Below are 4,321 nucleotides of genomic sequence, written 5' to 3'. Positions count from 1 at the left end.
ATTTGCCCAAAAAGAAGGTCTATTTTCATAGTTTCCACCAATTACAAAAGAATCAAATGCTTCTTTTGCTCTACCAACTTCTCGATATCCTCCCCAATTTACACTTAAAACTGTGCTAAAGCTTATCCCTTTATAAGACATTCTAATTGCAGAATTAAAACCTTGAGGACCTCTAGCTGGTTTTTGTAATTGAATTTGATCAAATTGATCAATAATCCCATCTTTTTCTGCAAATGTTCTTGTCTCTGGATCCCATTGCCCCCTAACATCTCTATAATACAACATACCTGGTTGAAGTTGATCTGCATCTATATCAAATACTTTGGTAATTCCAGTCTCAGCAATGTACTTATCAATATCATCTTGCGTTTTAAACATTCCTTGATAATCATATCCCCAAACACCTCTATCACCTCCAGGTTGACTAGGCTGCCAAGGATACCAAAAATCTGGATTCGCAAAATTTCCTTTAATAAGTTGAAAATTAGACCAGTTGGTATTTATATTAACTGCATAATTAAAATCATCGCCAATGTTATCACTCCAACCTAAACCTACTTCAGACCCCCATCTATCCCATCTTCCTGCATTTGATGGCGCTGTTGCACCACCCACTGTAAAAGGCACTCCAGATGTTAAATCTAGAAGTTGTTCAGTACCTATATTGTAGTAGTTTTCGATAGTAGCAGATAATCTATTATCAAAAAATCTGGCCTCTATTCCAAAATTTGTTTTCAATTCTTTACTCCATCTTACCCCTCTATTCGCTTGTCCATTATCTTCTAAACCAACTGACAATGTAGGGTCACTTCCAAAAATAGCTCCTTCACCATCTTGAAACTGAAAAGTTTGACGCCATTTCCAAGGTCTAATATCATCATTTCCTGCTAAACCAACAGAACCTCTAACTTTCAAATAATCAAAAACATTCGATTTGAAGAAATTTTCTTTTGAAACTATCCATCCACCAGAAACAGAGTAAAAAGTACCCCAATAATTTTCTGGAGCAAATTTTGCGGAAGCATCTGATCTGAATAAAAATTCAGCAAAATACTTATTATCAAAATTATAATTTAACCTACCTATATAACCTAAGTCTCCAGATTCAGCTTTTTTATTTGTTGAATTATTTTGATCAAAATCCCCAGTTGTTTGAAGTAAATTTCCATTAAAATACTCTGGAATACCATATTTAATTACACGAAGTTCATTAAGTTGTCTTTCGGCTCTTTCAACTGCAAATAAACCAGAAACACTGTGCTTCCCAAAATCCTTATCATATGACGCCTGAAAACGAGCTTGCTCATTTTTACTCTTTCCATAATCAATTAATATTCTATCATTATTTACAACTTCTTGCTCTAATCTTATAGAATTTGTTCCTAAAGGACCTGTGCCATCTTCATAAACGATATAAGTTTGTCCTTGTGTAGCTGGATCAAGTTGATCTGCTCCAAAAAACTGATATAAATTGTAAATACTCCCTTTTTGATCTCCCCTATTACTTCCTTGTTGTCTAGAGTAATTAAGATTTAACTTTAAACCTTCTATAAAAGGTACTTCATAGGTTAAGTTTACATTAGTTGTAATATTGTTACTTGAATTATTAGACAGATTATTTAGTCTTAGTAACTCACCATAATGAAACTGAAACAGCTCATCACCTCCATCAGAACCACTTAAAACAGCAGGCAAGCCATTTACATACATTGGCATAAATGGTGTTCTATTTTGTAATTGCCTATAATCATCTTCACCTGATTGATTTCCAATTGAACTAGCCGTTCTACTAACATCTGTAAAATAACCTGAAACTTGAAAATCAACTTTTAACCCTTTTCCAATATTTACATTAGTACCAGCTCTAAAAGACCAACGATCATAAAATAACGAACCTAAATTACCATCTTGTGTAAAATATGAAATACCACCAAAATAAGTTGCATCCTCAGAACCCCCAGATATATTTAGGTTATGTCTTTGCGTACCTGCAGGTGACCAGTATTGATCTAAAGCATTATAATTTATCGTTTTGAAATGTTTTAACTCTGCAGGAGAAAAGAAGTATTGACTATTAGGTGCCGGATCATTAGGATCATATAGATTTCCAATATTATTTCTTGGATTAATACTATTTAAAATATTAAACGTTTTACCATATTCATATGCATTTAAAACCTTTGTTCTATAACTTTCATCTGAAATTGAAAAGTTACCACTGTAAGTAAACTTCGCAGGCCCTTTTTTACCTCTTTTAGTGGTTACTAAAACAACTCCTTGAGACGCTCTAGAACCATAAATTGCTGCAGCAGCATCCTTTAAGAAAGAAATACTTTCTACTTGCGAAGCATCTAAATTATTGAACTGAGTTGGGTCACTAAAACCAGTATTTGGATCTATCTGAACTACACCATCTATTACATACAAAGGATCTGTAGCTCCAAGAGCAGTAGCATATTTAGACCTTGCTGTTTCTCCTGTAAGTGGGCTTCTAATAGTTAAACGAGCAGGAGCACCTGGTCTAGATTCTCCACCAGATACATCTACCCCCAAAACACGACCAACAAGGGCTGAAGCTAAATTACCTACTGGCAAATCTTCTACTTCATCTCCTTTAATACTGGAGACAGCACCTGTAATAGCTTCTTTTCTTTGAGAGCCATATCCTACTACAACTATCTCATTTAATGCTTGCGCGTCCTCTTCTAATACAATTCTAAAGGTTGTCTTATCCCCTATAGGATATTCAACTTTTTTCATCCCTAAATAAGAAAATACTAAGATAGCCTTGGGTTGTACTGAAAGTGTAAAGTTTCCATCAAAATCAGTTGCAATAGCATTTGATGTGCCTTTTTCAATAACATAAACTCCTGGCAGTGGAAAATCTGACTGATCTACAACAGTACCCTTAACCTGTATTTTACCACTAGTGTTTTGAGCTAGCACAGAAAAATTTAGCAAGCTAACAAAAAACAAAATACATGTCTTTATAAATATTTTATTCATACTTATTAATTTAATTTACAATTATTTAAAAAATAATATTAGAAAATTGTATCAATTTTTGATTATTTATTGATTCATCTCAGAGTGCTAATATTATCAATTTAAGGAGAATTACGTACCATTTTTGAACGGCGACCAATTTTATAAATCTCTTATATTTTATTTGTAGAACTTTGACATTATGATAATAAAAATACTACTTTATTATCGTAAACCAAGTTATACGTTATTATTATTTATGTATACTCAAAATAACACACTGATTTAAATAACAATTTAAAAATTAATATTAAGACAATAAAAGTATGATAAACGGCATTATCACCCCCATGGTTACTCCTCTTTTATCTGATAATTTATCATTAGATATAAAGAGCACAAAAAAACTAATTGAACATATTATTTCTGGAGGTGTTCATGGATTATTTATTCTTGGCACAACTGGTGAAGCTACCAACTTAAGCTATAAAACAAGAATTGATCTTATTATTGAAAGTTGTAAAATTGTAAATAATAGAGTTCCTGTTTTTGTTGGTATTACAGATACTTCTATAGAAGAAAGTGTAAAACTTGCATCTGTTTCTAAAAAAGCAGGAGCTACAGCTGTTGTTGCTGCACCACCTTATTATTATGGTCTTGGGCAAATTGAACTTTATAAATATTATTGGAGTTTAGCTGATCAGGTATCTTTGCCCCTTTACTTATATAATATGCCATCTCATACCAAAACAAATATTGATATTGAAACGACACTTAAACTTTCTGAGCATCCTAATATTGTTGGTTTAAAGGATAGTTCTGCCAATATAGTATATTTTCAAAAACTTGTTCATTTATTAAAAAACAAAGATTTTTCTTTATTAGTAGGTCCAGAAGAAGTTACCTCACAAACTGTTTTAATGGGTGGTAATGGCGGAGTAAATGGTGGATCTAATATGTTTCCAAAACTATATGTTGAATTGTATAAAGCAACAATTGCAAAAGATTTTAAAAGAATTGATGAACTTCAATATTTGGTCATGGAAATATCTACCAAAATTTATAGCTTAGGTTCTTTTGGATCAAGTTATTTAAAGGGTATGAAAGGCGGTTTAGTAGCTTTAGAAATTATGAATGCAAATATTGCACCTCCATTTCATTCTTTTGAAGAAAAAGAAATGAAAGTTGTTAGACAAAACATAGAAAACATAAAAGCTGACCTTGACAAAGTTCTTAAATAATTAGTTGTTAAATATAACCACCAATGAACACTATCGATATTATTGTATTTTTTATTTACTTAGGAGGAATTGCTCTTTTTGGAGGTTCTTTTTTT

The 4,321-nt window shown here is 32.0% G+C and carries 2 protein-coding genes; one reads left to right on the top strand and one right to left on the bottom strand.

Translation table 11 applies throughout. The features are described 5' to 3' along the window. Positions 1–3,006, bottom strand: a 3,006-nt coding sequence (locus ACTG3S_RS13290) for a SusC/RagA family TonB-linked outer membrane protein (RefSeq protein ID WP_439129826.1), incomplete at its 3' end; no start/stop codon positions are given. A 305-nt stretch (positions 3,007–3,311) separates the two neighbouring features. Between ACTG3S_RS13290 and ACTG3S_RS13285 the strand changes: the two genes are divergently transcribed. Further along, on the top strand, positions 3,312–4,226 hold the full coding sequence (locus ACTG3S_RS13285; RefSeq protein WP_439129825.1) for a dihydrodipicolinate synthase family protein: 915 nt from the start codon (positions 3,312–3,314) through the stop codon (positions 4,224–4,226). The last annotated feature ends 95 nt before the right edge of the window (positions 4,227–4,321 follow it).

The sequence above is a fragment of the Polaribacter sp. genome, assembly GCF_965656025.1.
GTDB lineage: Bacteria > Bacteroidota > Bacteroidia > Flavobacteriales > Flavobacteriaceae > Polaribacter.
This window is presented reverse-complemented; position numbering and strand designations above follow the sequence as displayed.

Coding starts and splice junctions, on each gene's coding strand:
- ACTG3S_RS13285 (WP_439129825.1), top strand. CDS start 3,312: ATGATAAACGGCATTATCACCCCCATGGTTACTCCTCTTTTATCTGAT.